Origin of the sequence: Pseudorhodoplanes sp., assembly GCF_050250235.1 — a bacterium.
In the GTDB taxonomy this organism is placed as follows: Bacteria; Pseudomonadota; Alphaproteobacteria; order Rhizobiales; family Xanthobacteraceae; genus Pseudorhodoplanes.
This window is the reverse complement of the sequence record NZ_JBFWPA010000035.1, coordinates 1-23,801: the sequence shown is the minus strand read 5'-3', so window position 1 is coordinate 23,801 and position 23,801 is coordinate 1. Positions and strand designations below refer to the sequence as shown.

Here is a 23,801-nt window from a genome sequence, read left to right as displayed (position 1 = left end):
CGGCGGAAGGCGTTTCTGCTAGGTTGGCTCTCGATTTGCCAACCTGAAGCGACATTTTGCGCGCCCGGTCCGGCTGGCGCATGGAGAAGCAATGGCTACCGTATCCGAAGAGATTCCCCAGGGGCCTGGCGGCCTGCCCGACATGAAGGTTTCGGTCCGGCAGGTCTTCGGCATCGACTCCGATCTTGAAGTCCCGGCCTATTCGGAGCCCGACGCGCATGTGCCCGATTTCGATCCGGACTACCTGTTCGATCGGCCGACCACGCTCGCCATCCTTGCAGGTTTTTCGCGCAATCGCCGCGTGATGGTGACCGGCTATCACGGTACTGGAAAGTCCACGCATATCGAGCAGGTCGCCGCGCGGCTGAACTGGCCCTGTGTGCGGGTCAATCTCGACAGCCACATCAGTCGCGTCGATCTCGTCGGCAAGGACGCGATTGTCATCCGCGACGGCCTGCAGGTCACCGAATTCCGTGACGGCATTCTGCCCTGGGCGCTTCAGCACAATATCGCGATGTGTTTCGACGAATATGACGCCGGCCGACCGGACGTGATGTTCGTGATTCAGCGCGTGCTTGAGCAGTCCGGACGGCTGACGCTGCTCGACCAGAACAAGGTGATCCGGCCGCATCCATGTTTCCGGCTGTTTGCCACGGCCAACACGGTCGGCCTTGGCGACACCACCGGCCTGTATCACGGTACGCAGCAGATCAACCAGGGACAGATGGACCGCTGGTCCATTGTCACCACGCTGAACTATCTGCCGCACGACAAGGAAGTCGACATCGTGCTGGCCAAGGCCAAGCATTATCGAAACGAGGAAGGCCGCGACATCGTCTCAAAGATGGTGCGCGTCGCCGATCTCACCCGCAATGCCTTCATGAACGGCGATCTTTCTACGGTCATGAGCCCGCGCACGGTGATCACCTGGGCGGAAAATGCGGATATTTTCGGCGATATCGGCTTCGCTTTCCGCGTTACCTTCGTGAACAAGTGCGACGAACTGGAGCGTCCGATTGTTGCGGAATTCTATCAGCGCAGCTTCGGGCAGGAATTGCCCGAGTCGTCGGTGAATGTTGCGCTGACATAACGGGGCGTTGCTGGAGCGGTTCGAACGATGGGCCGGTGCGGCACGCGCAAGAGTTTCGTTCAGGATACAGGGCCGCTTCGCGTCATACCGCACTAAACAATTGGGGCTGGTAGCTACCCTTGACGCACATGTTTCGCACATTCGTGTCCGGTCTGATCCTGCTCCTGCCGCTGATCATCACGCTCGCCGTGGTGGCGTGGCTGGGGCAGTTCATCATCGATTACGTCGGACCTTCCAGTATCGTCGGCCACGCTTTGACGACGATCGGGTTCAGCTTCTCCGCCTCCCAGATCGTTGCCTATGTAATCGGACTCATTGTTTTCCTCGCGGTCGTCTATCTGCTCGGTCTGGCGGTCGAGTCGCGGCTGCGGAGCCATCTGTCGCAATTTCTCGACTCGACCATGCGGCGGATTCCGGTGATTGGCAATCTGTACGATCTGATCCAGCGCTTCGTGGCCCTGATGGACAAGAATGACGTCGAGGGACTGAAGAGCATGAGCCCGGTCTGGTGCTTCTTCGGCGGTCTCGATGGCGCGGCGACGCTTGCATTGCTGCCGACGCCCGAGCCGATCATGGTCGGGGACAAGGCCTATCATGCGGTGCTGGTTCCTTCCGCGCCGCTGCCGGTCGGCGGATGTCTGATTTACGTGCCGGCTGAATGGGTCCAGCAAGCGGATGTCGGCGTGGATAAACTCGTGAGCATTTATGTGTCGATGGGTGTGACCTCACCGCTGAAAATACCGCCGCTGCCAGGCCCCGGCCCGAGGAAGGGCAACCTGACCGCGACTTGAGGAAGACGCAGGAACGAACGACGATCATGTCCTCGAACTACAAACCGAAACCGTCTCCAAAAGAATCCCCCACCGAGCCGTTCAAGCGCGCCGTGACGGGATGCCTGCGTGCGATTGCCAAGCGGCCGGAAATGGAAGTCGCATTCGCTGCCGAGCGGCCCGGCCTCGTCGGCGGCAAGGTGCGGCTGCCGGAGCCGCCGCGCAAGCTCACAAAGGCGGAGGCCGCGATCGTCCGGGGACATGCCGATTCGGTCGCGCTCAAGCTCGCGTGTCATGATCCCAACGTACACCGCAAGCTCATCCCGGGGGGGCAGCAGGCGCGTGCCGTGTTCGATGCGGTCGAGCAGGCGCGCGTGGAGGCGATCGGGGCGCGCCGCATGTCGGGTGTCGCGAAGAACCTCACGGCAATGCTCGATGACAAATTCCATCGCGGCAAGTTCGACGACATCACCGACCGTGCCGACGCGCCGATCGAGGAAGCGGTCGCCATGATGGTGCGCGAACGCCTCACCGGTCAGGCGCCGCCGCAGGCCGCGAAGAAGCTGGTCGAACTGTGGCGGCCGATCATCGAGAGCAAGGCCGGCCGCGGTCTCGACCGGCTCGAATATCTGATCGAGGATCAGGCGCGCTTCGGCGACGCGATCCACGATCTCCTCGATGCGCTGGATATGGGCGAGGATCGCAACCGCGATTCCGAAGAGGAGGAGGACTCCGAGCAGAGCGAAGACGATCGCCGTCAGAACGAAGAAGGAGAGCAGGGCGAGACGTCCGAATCGGAAGACATGCAGCGCATGTCGGTGGAGGAAGCGGAGGCGTCGGCGGAGGACGCTCAGGAGGCTACCGCCGAGGCCACGGACGCACCGAGTTCGGACATGTCCGACGATGCCGACATGGGCGATTCGGAGACCCCGTCGGAACCCTGGCGTCCGCGCTCGGGCCACAACGAGCATCGCGGGCCGGAATACGGCGCCTTCGTCACCAAGTTCGACGAGGAGATTGAGGCCGAGGACCTGTGCGAGCCGGAGGAACTGGACCGGTTGCGCAGCTATCTCGACAAGCAATTGTCGCATCTGCAGGGTGTGGTCGCCCGGTTGGCCAATCGCCTGCAGCGGCGCCTGATGGCGCAGCAGAACCGCGCCTGGGAATTCGACCTCGAAGAAGGAATGCTCGATCCGGCGCGGCTGTCGCGCATCATCGTCGATCCGATGCATCCGCTGTCGTTCAAGCGCGAGAAGGACACCAATTTCCGAGATACCGTGGTGACGCTTCTGCTCGACAATTCCGGGTCGATGCGCGGGCGTCCGATCACGGTCGCCGCCACTTGCGCCGACATCCTCGCGCGCACGCTGGAACGCTGCGGCGTCAAGGTCGAGATCCTCGGCTTCACCACGCGCGCCTGGAAGGGTGGTCAGTCGCGCGAGGCTTGGCTCGCTGCCGGCAAGCCGCCCAATCCGGGCCGGCTCAACGATCTGCGTCATATCGTCTACAAGGCAGCCGACGCGCCGTGGCGGCGTGCGCGCAAGAATCTTGGTCTGATGATGCGCGAGGGCCTTCTGAAGGAGAATATCGACGGCGAGGCGCTGAACTGGGCCTATCGTCGCCTGCTCGCGCGCCCCGAACAGCGCCGCATCCTGATGATGATCTCGGATGGCGCACCGGTCGACGATTCCACGCTGTCGGTGAATGCCGGAAACTATCTCGAGCGCCACCTACGCTGGGTGATCGAGGAAATCGAGACCCGCTCCCCGGTCGAATTGATCGCTATTGGCATCGGTCATGACGTGACGCGCTATTACCGGCGCGCGGTGACGATCGTTGACGCCGAGGAACTGGGCGGTGCGATGACGGAAAAGCTCGCCGAATTGTTCGATGACGAGGTGAGTGCGGCGGCCGCCGCGGCGCTGGTCCGCCGGGGTCCGCGCAGGCTTCATTCGTGACCAGACGGCATTTTCGCGTGATGCTGCTCGCCGTTGCGGGCCTGTCCTTCACCGCCTCGCTTGTTTCCGCCCAGCTCCTGCCGAGGACGGTTGCCGAACCGCCGGCGAAGCTTGAAATTCGGGCCAAACCGATCGAGGCATTCGATCCTCGCGAGCCGCAGCGCACGCAATTCGGCCCCTTGGTATTTCGCGGGGGGCTCGAATTGACCTCGCCGAACAAGCATTTTGGCGGCCTGTCGGGCATTCGAGTTGCGGCGAGCGGAAGCTTTCTTTCGATCACCGACAAGGCGCATTGGCTGCGCGGACGCATCGTCTATCGTGGCAATGCTCCGGTCGGCATCGCCGACGCGGAAGTGGCCCCCATGCTCTACAGCGACGGCCGGCCGATTACCGCACGGGGCTGGTACGACACCGAGGCGCTGTCCGAAGACGGCGGCTACGCCTATGTCGCGCTCGAACGCGTTCATCGAATCCTGAAATTCGATTACGGCAAGCGCGGTCTGCTCGCGCGTGCGACGCTCGTCCCGGCACCGCCGGAACTGAGAAAGCTGCCCAGCAACAAGGGCATCGAATGCCTCGTGGCCGCTCCGAAAGGGACGCCGGTCGGCGGCGCGCTGATTGCCATTTCGGAACGTGGGCTTGATGCGAACAAGAATATTCGCGGCTTCCTGATCGGCGGGCCGAAGCCGGGCGTGTTCGCGGTCAAGCCGAGCGATGATTTCGATGTAGTCGATTGCGTGCTGACCCCGGATTCCAATTTGCTGATCCTCGAGCGGCATTTTTCGTGGCGGCGCGGTGTGGCGATGCGGCTGCGTCGAGTGGCATTGTCCGACGTCGTACCGGGCGCGGTGCTCGAAGGCTCAACGCTGATATCGGCGGATATGGGGTTTCAGATCGACAATATGGAAGGCATGAGCGTGCACCGGTCGGCGAATGGCGAGACGGTGCTGACGCTGGTGTCCGACGACAATTTTTCGATCATCCAGCGGACGATTTTGCTGCAATTCACGCTGCTGGATCAATAAGCGCGCAACTCGTGCGTTCGCTCGTCCACGCGGACGAGAACCCAGATCGATGACTCCCGGATGGCCGCCGTTGCGGCCATGAGAGGGAATGCCGTGCGGATATCAGCCTGCCTTGGCGAGCTTTTTCTCAAGCTGGCGCTTCAGGTCGAGAGCCTTGGGTGACAGCTCGACGTCCTTTGCCTTGGCCAGAAAGCCGTCGAGACCGCCGCGGTGGTCGACGGTCTTGAGCGCATTGGCGGAGATGCGAAACCGCACCGCGCGCTCCAGCGCTTCCGACGTCAACGTCACGTTGACGAGATTGGGCAGGAACCGTCGCTTGGTCTTGCGGTTCGAATGGCTCACCTTGTGACCGGTCTGGAAAGCCTTGCCGGTGAGGTCGCACTTTCGCGACATGGTCAAAAATCCCGAATATGCTCGACGGCGCCCCTTGGGCGCGGGCCGAAGCTGCGTTTTCGCTATGAGGCGCGACCTATAGAGAGCCCGGCTGGAGGCGTCAAGGCGGCACGGCCTCTGAACCATAGAAACGGCGCATTGGTGCCGAATCGCTTAGGTTTGCGGAGTCCAGCCCGGTTGGGGGGGCCGAAGTGGAGCCGCAACGGAAGGGCCGCGAGGCTCCGAAAGGACCAGAGTGCATTTTTTCGGCAAATCCGGCATCGGCGCAGCATTTGGCGGCCTTCTGGTTGGGCTTGCCGTCCAGACCGCCGCGTGCGCGCAGGCCCGGCTTGATGCACGGTATGTCGTGACACTGGCGGGCGTTACGCTCGGGGAAGGGTCCTGGCTGGTGGATGTCCGGGAAGACAGCTTCGCCGCCGAAGCCAAGGGTTCGACCGCTGGACTGGCCAAAGTCTTCAGTTCCGGCCACGGGACCACGGCTTCCCGAGGTGCCATCAAGAACGGGCAACTGGTTCCTGCCAGTTACGCAATCTATGTCAAATGGGGGAAGCGGTTCGAAGACCTGCGCATGAAGATCAAGGACGGCGCGGTCAAGGAACTCACGATTTTGCCGCCCGCGGTCGAGCATCCCGATCGCGTCCGCGTCACGGAAGCGCATCGCCGCAATGTCCTCGACCCTATGACCGGATCGCTTCTGCGCGTGCCCGGCAAAGGGGATCTGATGGCGCCAAATGTATGCCGGCAGCATGCGCCGATTTTCGACGGCCGCATGCGCTATGATCTGACCCTTGCCTTCAAGCGAATCGAGCAGGTCAAGACGGCCGGATATTCCGGCCCGGCGCTCGTCTGCGCGATCTATTTTGCGCCTCTGGCCGGCCATGTGCCCAACCGCTCCGCGGTCAAGTATCTGATCGATCAGCGCGACATGGAGACCTGGCTCGTGCCGATTGCGGGCACACGCGTACTGGTTCCGTTCAAGGTCGTGGTCCCGACCCCGGTCGGCAATGGCGTCCTGCAGGCGACGCAGCTTGCAGTGACACCGCTTCCCACCCGTGCCAGCATGACGGCGCAATAGGGTCGCTTGCAATATCCCCGTTATTCTCCACATTCGGCCCTCCAGGAAGCTTGACTCTGAGCCGGAGTCTGGAGCGGTTCCGCGCATGAATGCATACAGGTCGGCGGATGGCGGGACGCAGCGAAATCACCCGATCTAGAGAGTTTGAGCCGGGGCGCTCTATATGCAGCAGTGAACGAACATGAACATTCCTGAGTCAGCGATTCGGCCGCGATTCGTTCCAGACTCGTTCCATTGCCTGACCGGCGTGGCCAAAAGCCAGGCCCGGGTGTTGCGTTGCGAGACAGGTCGGTTCAAAGCTTCGCGCGATTTCAGCCAAAGCAACCCGGTTCGCACCCTCTCGACATCGCCTGTCGCCTTATGAGACTTCGGTTTTCGGATCATTGATGGCCATTTCCTTTTCGCCCAGCGTTCGAAGCGACGCGCGCATGCGCGGGGCAGGCGTCACAGCCGTGCTTGGACCGACCAATACCGGCAAGACGCATCTCGCGATCGAACGGATGCTTGCGCATTCCTCGGGAATGATCGGACTGCCGCTTCGGCTGCTCGCGCGCGAGGTCTACAACAAGGTCGCCGACAGGGTGGGCGCGGATTCAGTCGCGCTCATCACCGGCGAGGAGAAGATCAAGCCATCCAATCCCCGCTTCTGGGTTTCGACAGTCGAGGCGATGCCGCGGGATATCGATCCGGCCTTCATCGCGATCGACGAAATTCAGCTGGCTGCCGATTTTGAGCGAGGGCATGTCTTCACCGACCGCATTCTCAATCGCCGAGGGCGTGAGGAAACGCTGATTCTTGGTGCTGCGACCGCGCGGCAGATCGTCGAGCGCCTGTTGCCGGGTGCCAACATCGTTTCCCGGCCGCGGTTGTCGCAACTCACCTACGCTGGCGACCGCAAGCTGACGCGCCTGCCAAGCCGCTCCGCCGTCGTGGCCTTCTCGGCCGATGAGGTCTATGCGATCGCGGAACTGATCCGCCGCCAGCGCGGCGGTGCGGCGGTTGTTCTCGGGGCGCTGTCGCCGAGAACGCGCAATGCGCAGGTCGCGCTTTATCAGTCCGGTGATGTCGACCATCTGGTTGCCACCGACGCGATCGGGATGGGGCTCAATCTCGACGTGGATCACGTCGCCTTTGCTTCCGATCGGAAGTTCGACGGCTATCAGTTTCGCAATCTCAACCCGGCGGAGCTTGCGCAGATCGCCGGGCGCGCGGGCCGCGCCACGCGAGATGGAACCTTTGGGACCACCGGCCGCTGCGCGCCATTCGACGATGAACTCGTTCAGCGGCTTGAAAGCCACTCCTTCGAGCCGCTCAAAATGCTGCAATGGCGCAATTCCAGCCTGGATTTCGCATCGATCGGCGCATTGCAGGCCTCGCTGGCCGAGATTCCCGACGAACCCGGCCTCACCCGTGCCCCGCTCGCCGAGGACATCCTCGTGCTGGAACATGCCGCGCGTGATGACGGTGTTCGCGTGCTGGCCAAGGACCGCGGGTCGGTCGAGCGGCTATGGGAGGCTTGTCAGGTTCCGGATTACCGCAAGATCGCTGCGGCAAACCACGCCGAACTCGTCATCACCCTCTATGGATTTCTGATGAGGGAGGGTAAAATCCCTGACGACTGGTTTGCCCGCCAGGTGGCGCAGGCGGATCTTCCTGAAGGCGACATTGATAGTCTCTCCACACGGATCGCGCATGTTCGGACCTGGACATTTGTTGCCAACAGGCCGGACTGGCTTGGCGACCCGGATCACTGGCAGGGTGTTACGCGCGCGGTCGAGGACAAACTTTCCGACGCATTGCACGAGCGGCTCACGGCGAGGTTCGTGGACCGCCGCACCAGCGTGTTGATGCGGCGGCTACGCGAGAACACCACATTGGAAAGTGAAATCTCCAAAACCGGCGAAGTGACTGTCGAAGGCCATCTGATTGGGCGGCTGGAAGGCTTCCGATTTGCGGCCGATCCATCGGCCGGAGGTTCGGAAGCAAAGGCGCTGCATGCGGCCGCGCAAAAGGCGCTTGCCGGCGAGATCGATGCCCGCGCTACCAGGCTGTCGCAGGCCCCTGATGAGCACTTCATTCTCACATCGGAGGGGACGATCCGCTGGACTGGCGACGCCGTCGGCAAGCTGACCGCCGGCGAGGAAGTGCTGCGTCCGCGGGTACGCATCCTCGCCGACGAACAACTCACGGGGCCTTCGCGCGAGCAAGTGCAGGCGCGGCTCGATCTGTGGGTTAAGGCTCACATCGACAAGGTTCTCGGGCCGCTTTCCTCACTCGCCGCGGCCGAGGATGTGACCGGGATTGCCCGCGGCGTGGCCTACCGGCTGATCGAGGACCTCGGTGTGCTCGAACGCCAGAAGGTCGCCGAGGACCTGAAGGGACTGGAACAGAACGCTCGTGCTTCGTTGCGGAAATACGGTGTTCGATTTGGTGCCTATCACGTCTACGTGCCGCCACTCTTGAAGCCTGCGCCGCGCGCGCTGGCGACCCTGCTCTATGCGATCAAGCACGATTCCGGCGACACCCGCGGGCTCGATGAAGTCCAGCAGCTCGCGTCGAGCGGGCGCACGTCCATTCCGGCAAACAAGGATGTGGCCAAGAATCTTTATCGGATTGCGGGGTATCGGGTGGCCGGCGAGCGCGCCGTGCGCGTCGACATTCTCGAACGCCTTGCGGACCTGATCCGCCCGGCACTCGGCTGGCGCGACAATGCGCCTGGCGTCAAACCGCCGGGCGCGCTCGACGGCACGGGCTTTACCGTCACGGTAGGAATGACCTCGCTGGTGGGGTCCTCTGGAGAGGATTTTGCCTCGATCCTGCGCTCGCTCGGCTACCGGATGGAACGTCGGCCAAAGCCGCAGGAGACGGCGCCTGCGCTTGCGGTCGCCGAATCGGGGCAGACTGCCGAGACGCCCGAAAGCTCGGCCGATGCGGTGCCGCTGGCCGATGATGTCGTGGCAGAGACCGGGATGGCCGCAGAGCCGGCTCCGGCGGCCGGGGAAGCGGTCGTGGCGGGCACGTCGCAGCCCGATATCGCTGCGGAACCGATCGCTGCCAGTGCCGGAGACGAGCCCGAGCGTGGCCCTGAAGCAGACCCGATGGTGGAGGGGGAGGTGTCGGCGCCCGTGATCGCGGCACCGGATGGTCTGGGAACCGCTGAGGCTGTGCCGGAAGCTGCCACGGCACCCCTGTTGTCCGACTCTGACGCTCCGGAGGCGGCTGGCGTTTCGGCTGAGCCCATCATGATCGAGGTCTGGCGGCCCGGTCGGTTTGAGAATCGCGAGAAGCGTCCGCATCGCAGGCACCAGCGCCGCGACCAACGCAGCGCGCAGAAGTCGGCGGCGGAGGCGCAGACCATCCCATCCGAAACCGTCGCGGCGCCGGCCGATGCGGTTGCGGCGCCGCCGCAGCCGCAGCCGCGCCCGCACGGGCCGCGTCCGCCTCGAAAGGATCGCGGCGGCCGGCCGCGCCGCCACGACAGCGGTGCCGACGCTCCGCGGCACGGCAAGCCGGACGGACGGCCGCCCCGTCAGGACCAGCGGCCGCGGCCCGAGCGGCGCGAGCGCGAGCCGGACCCGAATTCGCCATTCGCGAAGCTCGCGGCGCTGAAGGCGCAACTCGAAGCGGATTCCAAGGAGCGCCGCTGAAGGACCTGGACCGGCAGCGCATCGACAAATGGCTGTGGCACGCCCGGGTCGTGCGCACCCGCACTGCCGCGGCGGGGCTCGTCGATGGTGGCCTGGTCCGCATCAATGGGAGGCGGATCGGCGCGGCGAGCCGCCCGGTGCGCGCGGGCGACGTGGTGACGGTCGCTCTGGACCGGATCCGGGTGCTTCGGGTGAACGGGTTTTCCGCGCGCCGCGGTTCGGCGTCCGACGCGGCGGCGCTCTACGACGATCTTTCGCCGCCGCCGGCGGCGCCGCCGGAGGAAGGCATCGCGACAAGGCGGCCGAACCGGGATGAACGGCGCGATATTCTTCGGCTGAAGCGGCCGGGGAACGGCTGACGGATCACCCAGCGGTCCCTTGCGCGCTGTTGACCCGTAGGCTAGGGACCGCTTCGATATTCAGCATTTGGTCGGGTTCGGAATGACCTACATCGTCAACGACAATTGCATCCGATGCAAGTTCATGGATTGCGTGGAGGTCTGTCCGGTGGACTGCTTCTACGAGGGTGACAACATGCTGGTCATTCACCCGGACGAATGCATCGATTGCGGCGTCTGCGAACCCGAATGCCCGGTCGAGGCCATCAAGCCCGATACCGAACCGGGTCTGGAGAAGTGGCTCCAGATCAACGCCGAATATTCCAGGGTCTGGCCGAACATCACCGCGAAGAAAGAGCCGCCGGCCGACGCCAAGGACTGGGAAGGCGTCGAGGGCAAGGAACAGTATTTTTCCGCCGAACCGGGAACCGGAAATTAGGCGGTTTCGGGCTGCCCGATCTTAATCCTGTCGCGGATTTTTCCGCCCGCCGGCTGTGCCCTTCGTCCAAGGTCGGGTCTTAACACATTGATTTTTGCGGAAAATGTGCTATGTTGGCGGCATAGGAACGCAAGAACCGGAACAGGCTCCCCCTTTTCACCGTTTTCCCCGGGGGGAGCTTATTTTTTCGGAGCCGTTCCAGAGGAGCCGTCTTGAGGAGGGGCGTGGTACCCCACGCACAATCCAGTGCCCGAGAACAAATCGCGTCAGAAATCGAAGAAAGCGTCCCGCGGCAACGACCGCCGGGCCAAGAAGCCTTCCGCCGCGACCCGGCGGAACTCGCAAGGCTCCCGGCTTGCCGGCCGTGGAGCTCCCGTGGCCAAAGCAGCGCCCAGCCGTCCCAAGCCGGCGGGCGAAGGAGCACCCTCTGGAATGACTGTCAATAAGAAGACGACGCAGCGCCAAGGCTTCAAGACGACTGAATTCATCGTCTATCCGGCTCATGGCGTGGGCCAGATCCTGGCGATCGAGGAGCAGGAGGTGGCCGGCGCCAAGCTGGAGCTGTTCGTCATCAATTTCGTCAAGGACAAGATGACGCTGCGGGTTCCGACCGCGAAAATCGCGTCGGTCGGCATGCGCAAATTGTCCGAGCCGGCGATGGTCAAGCGCGCGCTGGAAACCCTGAAGGGCCGGGCCCGTGTCAAGCGCACCATGTGGTCGCGCCGGGCGCAGGAATACGAGGCGAAAATCAATTCCGGCGATATCGTCGCCATCGCGGAGGTGGTGCGCGACCTGTATCGCTCCGAGCAGCAGCCGGAGCAGTCCTATTCGGAGCGTCAGCTTTACGAGGCGGCGCTCGACCGGCTGTCGCGCGAGATTTCGGCGGTGCAGCACATCACCGAGACGGAAGCCGTGAAGGAGATCGAGGGCGCGCTCGCCAAGGGCCCGCGCCGCGGACCGAAGCCGGCCGAAGGTGCGGCCGCCGAGGACGAGACCGACGAGGAAACCGACAAGGTCGAGGACGAGGCGGCTTAAGACGCGCGCTTGGCGGCGCTTGTCCGGCGCCGGTCTGTCCGATCATCTGTGATGAACGCCCGGCTTCTGGTCGGGCGTTTTTCGTTTGGCCGGCGGTGGTCTGATCGGCCGTTGCGAAGGCTTCTTCCGGCTGACTCGGAATTTGAAAAAGCGCGTGACGCGCGACGGAACCCCGCCTCACACCAGATCGAAATCGTGCAACCAACGCGGGCCGAAATCGTGGAGGAGCGGCACATCGTCGAGCGGCGACCCCGACGCTTCGGCGGTCAGGTCGAAGACGAGGGCATCGGCCTCGGCGCGCGCGCCGTCGTCGTCGACGAGCGCCGACAGCGGCACCGCCGTGACGTTCGCGGACAGGTTGAAGTTGAACGGCGTCTCGTCGGGATCGTTGGTGGCGAAGGTGAGCGTGCCGGTCTTGAGCCCGATCTTCTTGGTGTCGACCCGGACCTGGAAGGTGTCGAAGCCGCCAGGAGCAATCGAAGACGACAGGCCCTCCACCAGCGCAAAACCTTTCGGTAATTTCAGCTTGGAGATGGTGAGCGTGCCGAAACCGGTATTGTCGACCGTGAAGGTGTGGATGGCGGTGCTGCCGACTGCGACATCGCCGAAATCCGTGCCGTTGCTCGCTTGAGGGGGGAGCTGGGTACCCGGGAGCGGCGGGTTGTCGACGATCAGATTGCCATTGCCCCTGACTTCGATCTCCGGGGGAACGATCACGACTTGGCCCGACAGCACAAAGTTGAAGGGGGTTTCATCGGCATCGTTGGTGGTGAAGGAGACCGATCCGGTCTTGAGGCCAACCTTCGTGGTGTCCATGCGAACGGTGAAGGTGTCGCTCGTGCCGGGCGCGATCGAGGCATTTAGGCCCTCGATCACCTCAAAGCCGTTCATCTTGCCGAATTTCCCGATCAACAATGGCGCATCGCCGGTGTTGCTGACGGTGAAGGTGTGAGTCGCCGCGTTGTCGCCCACGCCGACGGTGCCAAAGTCCGTGTTGTCGGCGGCGCTCGGCGTTGTGTCGCCGTCGGTGATGCCGATGCTGTTGCCGGACACCGCGATTTCGGGATTGGCGGTGGATGCGACCACGCTGCCATCGATCGCGAAACTGAAGGTCCGTTCGCTCGAGTCGTTGGACTTGACGACGATGTTACCCGCCTTCGTGCCGACCCGGCCCGTGTCCATCTGCACCGTGAAGAAATCGAACCCGCCGGGCGCGATGGTGCCGTTGAGCGGCTCGACGATGGAGAACGCGCCCTTCGGCACGGTGATCTTGCTGATCTGGAGCGGCGCGCTGCCCTGGTTGATGACGGCGAAGCTGCGCTCCACGACGTCGCCGACACGCGCCTGGCCGAAGGCGGTGTGATCGTCCGCCGACGGCGTCGCGTCGCCGGAGGTGATGTCTGTATGGTTGCCCCAGACCGCGATCTCGGGAACAGCCGAGCCTTCGTTCACGTCGGTGACATTGACGGTGATGGTCTGCCGGTCGAAAAACACGCCGTCGGAGGCCTGTACCTCGACCACATAGCTGTTGTTTTCGCCGGCATCGTCGGGCAATTCGAAATCCGGCGGGGTGAGGAAGAACAGCGTGCCATTGCCGGCATTGATGCCAAACAGCGCCGCATCGGCGCCGCCTGTGATCGAATATTGCAGCGTGGTCCCGGAATCCGGATCGTCTGCGGTCACCGTGGTGACGATGTCGGTATTCTCCGGGATCAGGACGCCGGCGGTGTCGCCGCCGCCATTCGAGGTGATGACCGGCGACGGATCCTGCACCGTCAGCGTGTAGCTGCCGCTCGATCCGTCGTCGCGCGCGCCGGCCTCGATGTAATAGAAGCCCGTGGTGATGGGCGTGAACAGGAGCTGCGAATTGAAGCCGGCGCCGCCGTCGTCGGCCTCGGCCACCACCGTTGCCTTGTCGGCGGCATAGACGCGCAGGAACGGATCGACCAGCGTGCCGTCGTCGCTCGACGTCCCTTTCAAGTCGATCAGATAGGTCTCGCCGGCGATCAATTGCCGTTCGGCATTGCCGGCGGTGTTGGTGATCGTCCACAGATCAACATCGCCCAGAAAGTCGATCCTGTCGGCACGCGTGGCGCCGACGGCGATGCGGAAATCGGTATGGTCATCGTCCGGACCCGAGGTGAAGGTGTCCGGCCCGGTATAGAGGGAAAGTCCGCGTCCGAAGAGAGCATTGGTATTGGCGGCGAATTGCAGGGCTTCGTTGCCAACCGGGTTCGAACCGGCGGTGTTCACTGTCAGGCCGAGAGTGTTGACGACATGCTCGCCAAGCATGATCCCTGCGCCGTCCTGACTTATGAGACTTGAACCGTCGTTGCTGATCACTCCGGCGCCATCCTGGCTGATCAGCATGGCGATGTTGAGCATCTTCAGTCCAGCGCCGTCCTGGCTGATCAGGGATGCTCCGTTGTGGCTCAGCGTAAGGTTGCCGCCGCTGATCAGGCCGGCCCCGTCCTGACTGATGATGCTCGATCCGTCATTGCTGATGACCTTGACGAATGGATCGATGTTGCCTCCGCCTGTTGCGACCAAAGGAGAGGAAGGCCCGGCTTTCTGCAGGGTTACGGAATATGTGTTCGCCGCAACATCGTGGGTTGCCGCGAGGCTGAAACTGCCTTTGGTCAGGCTATAGCTGGTGAGGTGTTGCTGAACGAACTCCTGGTTGATCGTGTAGCCCGACGCGCTGCTGAAAGTGGAGGAGACCAGCGGGCCGTGTTCGTAAAGCCCCGCGCCTCCGGATGTGGGACCGTAGGCCAGGCTGATGTCAGGAGCCGACGGCGTATTGCTGTCTGCAAAGTTCAGGACGATGTGGCTGCCGTCGGCGCTCTGCGCCTCGAACGTCTTTATCTTCCCGCTGGGATACAGAAAGTAGCTTTGGAAGGTTGTCGCGAGAGGAAACGGGCCTGGTCCGGTGACTAGCTGTCCCTCCGGATCGACCCGGATGACAGTGGCATCGGCGTCATTCACATAACTGATGTTAAGGGCGCGCTTTCCCTCGTTGTTAAGGAGAACGATGCTGGTCCCCGGCAGCAAATGATTGAATGCCATGATTTTCCCCAGTGATCGACGCAGCCTGTTGCTGACGTTGCTTTAGAAGTCTGTCCGTGACGGTGGATCGCGAGCGTTGATTGCGCTCGCCGAAAGGAAGAATCCGCTCACCCGCTGTCGGCCGTCGCGATCCGCCGACTGCTTCTGAGGTGACGGTTTGATTGGGTACCGGAGTCTGGCTGCGTTGCGCGCGAACGATATTGCGGGCGCGCGTCGGGCACGGTGCGCGAAACTGGAAGTCCCATGCAATTCCTCGACCTACGCGATTGTTCTTGGTCGTGCGCAATTCGCGATGTGCGACCGCCATCGTTAATCGTGATGGATGATCACTAGCGTATACTTATACCGAAGCTGCGAGCGCGATGAATATGAAAAAAGACGTAGAACTCGCGGGGGGTGATCACGGTTATGCGGGAACATCGCTGCTGATCCGGGAGAGCATTGCGATGCGAGACGTTGTCGCCGCGGCCAATGACGCCATGCGCATCATGCGTGCGTGCTTTGTTCGACGATTCTTGAACCCTCGTTCATCTTGCGGCGAGTATCCCACATGCTTGCGACGGGTGCTGCCGCGTGCTCCGGCGCCTCATCTCTCCCACAAGCGGGAGAGGGAAGAGCCCTCACTCGATGATCAGCTTCACGGTGTCGCCGGGCTTCACCCTGTCGGTCGGGTCGAGTCCGTTCAGCACCCGAAAGCGTTCGACCGGCTTGTCCGAGACGGCCATGCGCGCTGCGAGCCGTTCCGCTGTGTCGCCTGCGCCGACGGTCACGATCTTCAGGCGCAGCGGACGGGCGGAACGGACCTCGGCATTGCTCATCCGACGGAAGCTCTGCACGCTGCCGCGGAACTGGCGGTCAAGCTCGGCGGACTTGTTCTTGGCCGCGAAGATGAAGCGATAGACTTCGCTGCCGAAGCGAATGGCATAGAGCCGGAAGCCCCAGGGTTCGCCATTCGCCGTCGCGGTCGCGCCGCGGAAGCCGTTCACCGTGACTTCCTCGATCGAGGCGACATCGATGTTCTCGATCCAGCCGGCGGCGAGATAGTCGGTCAGCTTCTGGTCGGCCGGGATGCGCACGACATCGAGACGCAGCGCCAGCTCGCCGCCGTCCTTGACGCCGAACACCGCCTGCGGCGTGTTTTCCAGCACGAAGCCTTCCGGCGCGGTGAAGGTGAAGCCAAGCTTCGGATGCAGGAATCGCCGTCCGCGCACGAAGCCTTCGCTCGGGTCCTCGCCGAACACCAGTCCGTCCAGCAGCCGCAGATAATCGCCGCGCTCGCGGTTGCCGGGTCCGGGCGAGGAATATTGCCGGGCATTCAGTGTCGCATTGGCGACGCGCTCGGGCGTCGCCGGATGCGAGGACAGAAATTCCTGGGTGCGCGGATCGGACTTCGAGCCCGCGCGCAGTTCGGCATTGCGCCCCATCGCGGTGAGGAAGCGCGTCGCGCCATAGGGATCGAATCCCGCGCGCGAGGAAATGCCGACCCCGATGCCGTCGGCTTCGAATTCCTGGCCGCGCGAGAAGGTGGCGAGCGCGATCTTGGACTTGGCGAGCGCCAGCGCGCTGGTCTGCGGATCGCCGAGCACGTCGCTGGCGACACGGTTCACGAGTGCGGCCTGGCGAATCTGATCTTCGCGGATCGCGGCATGGCGCGCGATCACATGCGCCATCTCGTGCGAGAGCACGGAGGCGACCTCGGAGGAGTCATTGGCAAGCGCGAGCAGACCGCGCGTGACATAGAGCTGCCCGGTCGGAAGCGCGAAGGCGTTGACCGCAGGCGAGTTGAGGATCGTCACCTTGTAATGGAGGTCGGGCCGCTCGGACGCGGCGACGAGCTTCTCCACCATCAGGTTGAGGCGCTCTTCGAGTTTTGGATTGGGATAGGCGCCGCCATAGACCGCGAGGATGCGGCGGTGCTCGCGCTGGGCCGGGGTCAGGGTTTCGGCGCGTTCGGTCGGCGGGTCGGGCAGCGAGATATGCCGGGCGGCCTGGTACTGGCCCGAGCAGGCGCCGAGCAGCAGCGCGAACGCCGCCATTCCTGCCGCCTTCAGCCTGTTCCGAGCCGCCTCAGACAAACGCGCAATTCCCATCTCGTTAGGGCTCATCGCTGGCCGTCCCAGTCGAACTGGTCGGCCGAAACGGCCTCGATCCAGGGGCCCGCCCGCTCCTCGATCACCCCGCGTACCCGCACCGTCCGGCCCGCGAGCGACTTCGGCGGAAGCCCGGCAAAGGCTTGCAGGCTCCGCCGCGCGATCGTGACGGTGAAATCCTCGGACCAGCGCCGCCCGAAATTCACATAAGTCGTGCTGCCGCTTTCACGCACGGACAGCACGCGTCCCTCCACGATCGCAAACCGGCCGCGATCCTGGAGGATTGCCACCGGGTCGTCCGCCTGATGCAACCGATAATCCCCGGAGCCCCAAATTCCAAGCCTTGCCGCGCGTGCCGCCCGCTCCCTGCGCAACAGCTTTTCCCGGCAGGCGGGATCGCCGATCCGCACGCCGGTGACGGCAAGGCCCTGATCCAGCAACGAATACTGGATCGGGGTTTCCGAGCCGCTAACGGATGGGAAAGCATGAATCCTGCGGTAGCGATCCTCTGCCGGGACGCCCCTCAGGGTGACGGTGCGGTTTCCAAGCAGCCTTGCAAGATGAGCCCGGGCGGTCGCGGGCGGAACCGCCCATTCGATGCCGGCCAGGCGAATGCTCCGGCCATCCGACAGAAGCAGGGTCCGGCTGTCGGAGATCGCCGCGACATGGCCTTCGCCCAGCGCTTCGGCGCCGCAGGCCCGCGCCGGCGAGCCAAGCGACAAGAGCGCCAGCAGCGTCGCCGCGGCGATTGCCAGAACCGGTCCGCCATGCTCCCCCATCATCGGACCCTATCGAATGGCGGGAATGCGGCATCAGCGTGATCGAAGTGCCGCGGGCATGGCCAAATCGGTTTCATCCCCAGACGATGTGCATGGCATCCGTGCCAAAGACCGAGCATTTCAGTTCCCACACGCTGCCGCCGGCCAAAGGCTGGAGAGGCGAAAATTTGTGCGCAGCCGGTCAGCCTATTTCGCCGGGCCGTGCTTCGACAGATCGAGCCTGCGGGCTGCGGCGCGGTATTGTCCTGCCGGGTCACCCTTGAGCAATTCCGAGACAAGATCGGCCCGCGACAGCAGCTTCTGCGCCGTGGCGGCGGGAACCGCCTTCATGCCGCGGACGAGGCTCACGGCATGGTCGCTGTTTTCGGGGCCGGAATAGAAGCCGGCCTCCGTCAGCACCAGCCAGCGCCCCTGCGGGTCCATCGCGGCCGTTGCCAGCGGCTTTCCGCTGGCGCGGTCCCAGCTGCGTAGGGTCCCGTCATAACTGCCGGACAGGATGGACTTGCCGTCCTTCGAAAAGGCGAGTGCGGTGATCGCGCCGCGATGGCCGCGCAGTGTGAAGCGGAGCTTGCCGCTGCCGAGATCGAACACCAGAATCCCGCCGGTCTCCGTGCCGATGTCGCCGGAGGAGAGCGCGCGCTGACCAAGACCGGCCGCGAGCATCTTGCGATCGTGCGACAGCGCGACGGCGGTGACGACTCGATATCCGGCCAGCGAGTCCGGCAAGGTGATCGTGCGCATCAGCTTTCCGGTGCCCAGATTCCAGACGAACACGCTGTCGTCGAATGTCGATCCGCCGGCAAGCAGGGTGCCATCGGGCGAGAAGGCCAGCGGGCGGCTGTCACCATCCTCCTGCTTGTAGGGCGGCAGTTTTTTCAGAAGCCGCGCCGACGCGATATCCAGGATTTGTGCCGACCCGTCGCGAAATCCGGCCGCGATGCGCCCGCCGTCCGGGGAAACGACGAGACCGGTCATTTCGCTTTCGGTGGAAGCGACCGGGAGTTCGTGCATCGCACCGGACGCGAGATCGATGACGAACGTGCGTTCCGGACCGTCATCGGCCCCAATGGTTCCGTTGACGATTGCTGTTTTGCCGTCCGCTGAGAGGCGGGCGAACTTCGCTGACGTCAGGGGAGCGATCGAAAATCGGCGCGGCGCGTGCTTGCCCTCGAGTGACAGCAGCAGTATCTCGCCATCCTTGCTGCCCAGCGCCAGCAGCGGAGCGGCGGCGAAATCCTCCAGCCTGACTGCGGCCGGCAGGTCGATGGTGAAGGCGCTTCCCTGCAAGGCGTCGAGTGGGCGGATGCCGATCGAAACCGCATCGTCGGTGCCGCGCCGCTCCGCCTGGATCATGACGCGGGTTCCATCGGCACTGAAAGCCATCAGGTCGGCCGCGACCCCGAAGCTGCGCAAGGTCTTCACCAGGGCGCCGGTATCGAGCGCGCGGATCGCGATGGACCCTTCCTCGCCGATGGCGACCATCCCGAGGTCGCGCGAGACTCCGAGCACGCGCGTGCCGGCGCCGTCCGGGAGGCGAACCGTGCGCTCCATCTTGCGGGTGGCGACATCGAAGATGCGCAAATTCGGATCGCTCTCCTGCGAAATCAGAACGCGGCCCGAGTCAGGACTCGCATGCAGTCTCAGCGGCTTGCGGTCTTCATCGTCCTTGGGCTTGGTGCAGAGGGCGGGTTTGTGGATCGCTGCCGTGACGGCGCGCTCCTTCAGGCTGAACAGCTTGAGCTCGCCGACCTCGCAGTCGGCGCCCGAGACCAGCACCACCAATTCGTCATCGCCAACGAAGCCGTTATCAACCACGATGTGGTTTTCCGGCAGGTCGAAAAAGGCGATCTCCGCGCCGGTCTTTGCGTCGTGGATGCTGACGGCATCGGTTTCGTTGAAATTCCGGCTCACCAGCAGAATCAGTTTGCTGCCGTCCGCGGTGATGCGCCCCGATTTGATCTGTTGCGCTTTGGCGAGGCGGTCGGTCTCGGCATGGGGCAGAGCGAGAAGCTGCTTGCGGCCGGAGATGCTCCACACCGTTGCAGCCGGTCCGAATTCCGAGGTGATGATATGCTCGCCCGACCGGTCCATGGTGAGTCCGATAATGGCCTCCGGTTCGGAGCCTTCCGCGCGCGGCGGAGCGCGCATGGCATGCAGCACCGCGCCCGATTCCGCGTCCCATAGCCGAACGGCGCCATCCTTGTGCGCGGTCACGACGCGCTTGCCGTCTCTGGTGAACGCGGTGCCGGTGAGATAGGCGCGCGGCATCAAGGTGCGGAGCGGAAGACCGGAAGACAGATCCCACAATGTGACACCGCCGCTGGCGGTCGCCACCGCCAGTATTCGCGCGTCGGGCGAGAAGATGGCGTCATCCGCATATTGCAGATCGAAGAAGTTCGCGACAATCGACGGCGCAGGCGTTTTCGCTGCAGCCGGGGGCGGAGAAATGCCGGGAAAGAGTGCGGCAACGAAAGAAAATAGCCACACAATGCGCGTCAAACGCATGCGTTCCTCCGGACATTCGTCAAGAGTCGCAATCTATCGCGATGCGGCCTTCCATGCACGGGATTTGCAAGCGAAGCTTCGCGGGCTGTGCTGGGACTTGTCGATTTCTCGTGACCATCCGAAGGGCGATCGGAGGATGCGCGTTCGCTACAGCGAAATCTATTTCGCCAGATCGAGTCCGATCCGGGGCTTCGGTGCGGTCAGGTCCAATGTGGCGGATACAGTATATTGCAAAAGGTACAAATGTTCCCGCACTTATTCGTACAAGAAGTGATCGGCGCCAGCCGTTTTCCTTGCAATTCGCAAATATAATGGGTCACAAGCATCAGGCGGCTTGCTGCATGGGCGTCGAAGCCGGAACCTTCCCGCGCAGCGACAGGATGGGGCGTGAAATGAAGGGCAAAGCACCAAAAGTCCGTGTCGTGCCGCTCGACGAGCGGGTCAGCTATCGGTTTTCCGTGATCGCCAAGCGGCTGGATCAGCGGCTGGCGGCGGTGCATTCGAAAAAGTTCGGAATTTCCGTGAACAACTGGAAGATCATGCGTGTCATCGCGTTCTTCGGCCCGCTTTCGGCGACGGAGCTTGGCGGACGCACCGGCCTCGACCCCGACAAGACCACACGGGCGGTAGATACGCTGGTGGACCGCAGCTACGTCATTCGCAGGGACGATGAGGCTGACCGCCGCAGGGTGGTGCTTACGCTCTCGGCAAAGGGCAGACGGGTCCATGAGAAAATCGAACGTGTCGCGAACGCGATGGAGGCCGAGTTCCTGAGCGTGCTGACGGGCGAGGAGAGCAGGACATTGTTGTCCTCGCTGAGCAAGCTCGAACGGCATTCCAGCGTCATGTTTGGCCGGCGCGAAGGCTGGTACGAGCGTCGGCACCTGGCCGGCGAGGCGTCGCGCGCGACCAAAATGCCGGAACGACCGAGCGCGCGGGTGGGCAAGAGCGTGGGACGCAAGCTCGTCGCTGCGGAATAGGCCGCCGCAATTTTTTTGTCCGCATATCCCAAATGGGGGATGACCTTTGAGCGGTCGGGCCGCAGCGTGGCCTCGCTGCATGACGCGCAAGGTCGGACCGTGCGCTGCCTGCAGTTCATTCTTCGACTTTCTCCGCGCAGATGATCGGTCCGCGCGATGCTTTTCTTCGTGCGTCACGTTTTCAGGATCGGTTGCAGCGGCCGGCTGAAGGCGAGGATCGCCGCACCTGCAAACGCCGCGACAACCGCAATCATCATGAAGAACTGGCCGGTTTCGACCACGCTCCAGAAACTGCCAAGAAAGCCGCCGATAAGATTGCCGACAAAGCTTGTCGCCAGCCACAGGCCCATGACCAGCGAGACCACGCGCGCCGGCGCCACCTTGGTGACAAGCGACAGCCCGATCGGCGAAAGATAAAGTTCGCCGATGGTGATGATCGCGAAATAGCCGACAAGCCAAAGCCAGCTCGCCTTGCCGCCGCCGGCCTGCCAGACGGCGGCCAGCAGAACGAGATTGGCCAGCGCGACCCCGAAGCATCCGAGTGCCATCTTGACCACCGTGGAAGGTTCGTTCCTCCGCCGCGCCTGCCAGGCCCAGAGCGCAATGACCAACGGGGTGAAAGCAAAAATCATCAACGGGTTGAAGGCCTGAAACCAGGTGATCGGAATCTGCCCCTGCCAAATCAGGAGATTCAGCGTGCGGTCGGTCTGCGTGTCGGCGAACAGAGCAATCGTGTTTCCCTGCTGCTCATAAGTCGCCCAGAACAGGCTCACCGGAACGAAGAGCGTGGCCAGCGCAAGAATTCGCCGCCACTCCTCGCGGTCAAGCGGCGCTCCTGGTTTGCCCGCGCGCCTCATGCGTTCGTCCGGCGGCAGCGTATGCCATCCGGCGACATAGATCAGCGTCCCGACCAGCATTCCGATCCCGGCGGCCGCGAAGCCATAATGCCAGCCATAGATTTCGCCGAGTGTGCCGCACACGAGCGGCGAAAAGAACGCGCCGATATTGATGCCGACGTAGAAAATCGAAAAGGCGCGATCGCGCCGCGGGTCACCCGGCGCGTAGAGGCCGCCGACCTGCGTGGAAATGTTCGGCTTGAAGGCGCCGTTGCCGAGGATCAGCGCGGCAAGCGCAAACAGGAACAGGGATTCGAACGCCATCATGAAATGGCCGATCGCCATCAACACCGCGCCGACGATCACGCTGCGGCGCTGGCCCAGCCACCGGTCCGCAATGAGTCCGCCCAGCACCGGCGTGAGATATACCAAGGCGGTGTAGAGGCCGTAGATATGCGAGGAGAGCGGCTGAATCCCGAGCGGTCCGAACAGGAATTCCAGACCACTTTTCAGCGCGCCATACCCGATCACCGTCTCCGCCCGCTCGGGCTGCAGCAGGTGCTTCACCATGTAAAGGACGAGCAGCGCGCGCATCCCGTAATACGAGAAGCGCTCCCACATCTCGGTTGCGAACAGGAAAGTGAGGCCCTTCGGGTGCCCGAACAGTTGCGGTGACTTCGCAGATGCAGCCTCGGCGGTCATCAGTTCCTCGCAAGCGCCAGCAGGCAGACTGTGTCGCAACTTCCGCCATGCGCCAAGCCAGTCGCACGCCAGCGAGACGCAAAGCTCGACACCCCGAGCCAGGCCGGCGCTCACGCTGACAAGTACGTCCAGCCTGTCAGGTGGACGTCGGGACGCATGCCGTAACGTGGCGGGAGCAGCGTCTTACCTAGCGAGTCGGGGAAAGGCCGTTGATGTACGCCACGATGGCGTCGAGTTCATCCGGTGTCGGCCTGAACCGGGGCATCTCGTCATGTGGCGCCGCAAGTCCCCGCGTGATCGGAGTGCGCAGCGAGAGCATGTCGTAGCGCCTCTGCAATTCGCGAAACGCCGGCGCCCTGGCGTTCGGGCTCGCGCCGCGTGAACCGGTTGCGTGACAGGGAGCGCAATTGGTTTCAACCAGCAGCCGGCCCGCCCGGACGCGTGCATCGCTTTCGCGCTCGGCGGGACCGATTGCACCAAGCCTCTTCAGCGCGGCGCGGACCGAAGCCTGCGACGGGTCGAGTTGCAAGGATAAAGAGAGGTCGCGGATTGCGTCATCCTTCCTGCCCTGGCTGTCGAGCAGCCGGCCGCGATTGGCGTATGCAAGTGCGTAGACCGGGTTCAGTGCGATTGCCGCATCATAGTCGGCCAGCGCCGCCGCGAGATCGCGCTTCTTGCGATAGGCCAGACCGCGGTTGTTGAAAGCGACCGCGCTGCCCGGCTGCAACCGCAATGCTTCGGTCAGATCGCGGATCGCGGCGTCGCTATCTCCCCGCACGAAATGCGCGTGACCGCGTCCGACGAAATTCGTGCTGTCGGATGGCGCGATGGCAATGGCCTTGTCGTAGTCCTGAATCGCCGCGTCGGAATTGCCGGAAGCGGCTTGCGCCTCCGCGCGTCCGGCATAGGCGCGCGCGTTGTCGCCATCCAGTCGGATCGCCCGGCCGAAGTGATAGATGGCCTCCTTCAGCGCTCCCGCCTGGGTCCGAAGCTCGCCGATATTGGTGTGGGCAACGCTCCTTGCTGCGTCGTCGAAAGCCGGTGAGGCGATCACCTGACCACATCCCGCAAGT

The 23,801-nt window shown here is 63.6% G+C and carries 17 protein-coding genes; 10 read left to right on the top strand and 7 right to left on the bottom strand.

Going from position 1 to position 23,801, the window contains the following annotated elements:
* Positions 1-91: 91 nt before the first annotated feature.
* The 4 genes from cobS to AB7F49_RS16765 all read left to right on the top strand — a co-directional run bounded on the left by cobS (position 92) and on the right by AB7F49_RS16765 (position 4,843).
* Positions 92-1,090, top strand: a complete 999-nt coding sequence (gene cobS / locus AB7F49_RS16780; RefSeq protein ID WP_428524311.1) for a cobaltochelatase subunit CobS — start codon at positions 92-94, stop codon at positions 1,088-1,090.
* Between the two features lie 128 nt (positions 1,091-1,218).
* Positions 1,219-1,881 carry a DUF502 domain-containing protein gene (locus AB7F49_RS16775; protein ID WP_428524377.1) on the top strand — a complete coding sequence of 221 codons (663 nt, stop codon included), beginning with the start codon at positions 1,219-1,221 and terminating at the stop codon, positions 1,879-1,881.
* 26 nt (positions 1,882-1,907) lie between these two features.
* Positions 1,908-3,818: a cobaltochelatase subunit CobT gene (gene cobT / locus AB7F49_RS16770; protein WP_428524309.1), complete on the top strand. Its 1,911-nt coding sequence runs from the start codon at positions 1,908-1,910 to the stop codon at positions 3,816-3,818.
* Positions 3,815-4,843 carry an esterase-like activity of phytase family protein gene (locus tag AB7F49_RS16765; RefSeq protein ID WP_428524307.1) on the top strand — a complete coding sequence of 343 codons (1,029 nt, stop codon included), beginning with the start codon at positions 3,815-3,817 and terminating at the stop codon, positions 4,841-4,843. The genes cobT and AB7F49_RS16765 overlap by 4 nt, the downstream gene beginning before the upstream one ends.
* A gap of 102 nt (positions 4,844-4,945) precedes the next feature.
* On the opposite strand, the gene rpmB is transcribed toward AB7F49_RS16765, so the two are convergent.
* Positions 4,946-5,236: a 50S ribosomal protein L28 gene (gene rpmB, locus AB7F49_RS16760; RefSeq protein ID WP_428524305.1), complete on the bottom strand. Its 291-nt coding sequence runs from the start codon at positions 5,234-5,236 to the stop codon at positions 4,946-4,948.
* A 235-nt stretch (positions 5,237-5,471) separates the two neighbouring features.
* Between rpmB and AB7F49_RS16755 the strand changes: the two genes are divergently transcribed.
* The 5 genes from AB7F49_RS16755 to AB7F49_RS16735 all read left to right on the top strand — a co-directional run bounded on the left by AB7F49_RS16755 (position 5,472) and on the right by AB7F49_RS16735 (position 11,770).
* Positions 5,472-6,311 carry a DUF3108 domain-containing protein gene (locus AB7F49_RS16755; RefSeq protein WP_428524303.1) on the top strand — a complete coding sequence of 280 codons (840 nt, stop codon included), beginning with the start codon at positions 5,472-5,474 and terminating at the stop codon, positions 6,309-6,311.
* A 386-nt stretch (positions 6,312-6,697) separates the two neighbouring features.
* Positions 6,698-9,958: a helicase-related protein gene (locus AB7F49_RS16750; protein ID WP_428524301.1), complete on the top strand. Its 3,261-nt coding sequence runs from the start codon at positions 6,698-6,700 to the stop codon at positions 9,956-9,958.
* 50 nt (positions 9,959-10,008) lie between these two features.
* Positions 10,009-10,317, top strand: coding sequence for a S4 domain-containing protein (locus AB7F49_RS16745; protein WP_428524299.1), 309 nt, complete (start codon positions 10,009-10,011; stop codon positions 10,315-10,317).
* A gap of 82 nt (positions 10,318-10,399) precedes the next feature.
* Complete coding sequence (gene fdxA, locus AB7F49_RS16740) at positions 10,400-10,735, top strand: ferredoxin FdxA (protein ID WP_428524297.1); 336 nt, start codon at positions 10,400-10,402, stop codon at positions 10,733-10,735.
* Between the two features lie 432 nt (positions 10,736-11,167).
* Complete coding sequence (locus tag AB7F49_RS16735) at positions 11,168-11,770, top strand: CarD family transcriptional regulator (RefSeq protein ID WP_428524295.1); 603 nt, start codon at positions 11,168-11,170, stop codon at positions 11,768-11,770.
* Between the two features lie 177 nt (positions 11,771-11,947).
* On the opposite strand, the gene AB7F49_RS16730 is transcribed toward AB7F49_RS16735, so the two are convergent.
* From AB7F49_RS16730 to AB7F49_RS16715, 4 genes are all read right to left on the bottom strand, one after another.
* Complete coding sequence (locus AB7F49_RS16730) at positions 11,948-14,836, bottom strand: choice-of-anchor D domain-containing protein (RefSeq protein WP_428524293.1); 2,889 nt, start codon at positions 14,834-14,836, stop codon at positions 11,948-11,950.
* A 620-nt stretch (positions 14,837-15,456) separates the two neighbouring features.
* Positions 15,457-16,872: a M48 family metalloprotease gene (locus AB7F49_RS16725; RefSeq protein WP_428524291.1), complete on the bottom strand. Its 1,416-nt coding sequence runs from the start codon at positions 16,870-16,872 to the stop codon at positions 15,457-15,459.
* A gap of 65 nt (positions 16,873-16,937) precedes the next feature.
* Positions 16,938-17,708: a thermonuclease family protein gene (locus AB7F49_RS16720; protein ID WP_428524289.1), complete on the bottom strand. Its 771-nt coding sequence runs from the start codon at positions 17,706-17,708 to the stop codon at positions 16,938-16,940.
* Positions 17,709-17,891: 183 nt separating this feature from the next.
* The gene (locus AB7F49_RS16715) at positions 17,892-20,210 is read right to left on the bottom strand and encodes a WD40 repeat domain-containing protein (protein WP_428524287.1); all 2,319 of its coding nucleotides are present in this window, start codon (positions 20,208-20,210) and stop codon (positions 17,892-17,894) included.
* Positions 20,211-20,602: 392 nt separating this feature from the next.
* On the opposite strand from AB7F49_RS16715, the gene AB7F49_RS16710 reads away from it, so the two are divergent.
* Entirely contained in the window at positions 20,603-21,190 is a 588-nt protein-coding gene (locus AB7F49_RS16710) for a MarR family winged helix-turn-helix transcriptional regulator (protein ID WP_428524285.1), read from the top strand.
* 173 nt (positions 21,191-21,363) lie between these two features.
* Here AB7F49_RS16710 and AB7F49_RS16705 read toward each other — a convergent pair whose 3' ends face one another.
* Both AB7F49_RS16705 and AB7F49_RS16700 read right to left on the bottom strand, forming a co-directional pair.
* The gene (locus tag AB7F49_RS16705) at positions 21,364-22,728 is read right to left on the bottom strand and encodes a peptide MFS transporter (protein WP_428524283.1); all 1,365 of its coding nucleotides are present in this window, start codon (positions 22,726-22,728) and stop codon (positions 21,364-21,366) included.
* A 187-nt stretch (positions 22,729-22,915) separates the two neighbouring features.
* The coding region (locus tag AB7F49_RS16700) for a tetratricopeptide repeat protein (RefSeq protein ID WP_428524281.1) at positions 22,916-23,801 on the bottom strand (886 nt) is incomplete at its 5' end.